Below are 699 nucleotides of genomic sequence, written 5' to 3' on the forward strand. Positions count from 1 at the left end.
TGCACATTGTTAACAATTTTCAAATTTGTTTTTTTAATGTATGGTATGTTAAATTGTAATTAAAGGTTAAACAGCAATGACATATAAAAAGAACATACTCCTCACATCGCTCTTGCTTGCGTTAAGTGCCTGTAATCAAGAAGACGTTAAAGTTGATCGCCCCACAACAGATGCCGTACAGATTAAATCTACTAATACATTAATGTATTTATTTGCAGATGACACTCACCATACAGCGACGTCTGTTGATTACCAAAGTAATTCCGCTATAGTAAAAAATGAAAACTCGGTTTTAAATGTACAGTTTCAATCTAAGAAAAACTCGTACGCTAGTATTGTTTTTTCACCGGAAAAACCTTGGGATTGGAGTGAATTTAATGATTTCAATCTTGCCTTTGAATTGGCAAACCCGGGAACACACTCTGTACAAATTTATTTAGATATCTCCGATATTGACGGTGCTAACTATACGCGTAGCGTTAATGTGCCGGGGTAATCCTCCCATTTTTAATGGAGGCTATCTGTAGAATTTTCGTTGTTTAACTTTTCCAGTTTTTGTATGGGTGTTATTCCACCTATGCCCATGTTAGGGCGTTCATTATTATAAGTCCATAACCAATCGGTTGCTTTATCTTGTAACTCACTAATATCCCTGTAAATATAATGACTTAGCCAGTCATACCTAACCGTGCGATTGAA

General features: G+C 35.6%; 2 protein-coding genes. One reads left to right on the forward strand and one right to left on the reverse strand.

Annotated features, from left to right (window positions below; translation table 11 throughout):
- Positions 1-76 precede the first annotated feature (76 nt).
- Complete coding sequence (locus tag P20495_RS15730) at positions 77-496, forward strand: hypothetical protein (protein ID WP_008134516.1); 420 nt, start codon at positions 77-79, stop codon at positions 494-496.
- An 11-nt stretch (positions 497-507) separates the two neighbouring features.
- Here P20495_RS15730 and P20495_RS21470 read toward each other — a convergent pair.
- On the reverse strand, positions 508-699 hold a 192-nt coding region (locus P20495_RS21470; RefSeq protein ID WP_138950631.1), incomplete at its 5' end, for an integrase core domain-containing protein.

The organism is Pseudoalteromonas sp. BSi20495 (assembly GCF_000241185.1).
Taxonomy (GTDB): Bacteria; Pseudomonadota; Gammaproteobacteria; order Enterobacterales; family Alteromonadaceae; genus Pseudoalteromonas; species Pseudoalteromonas fuliginea.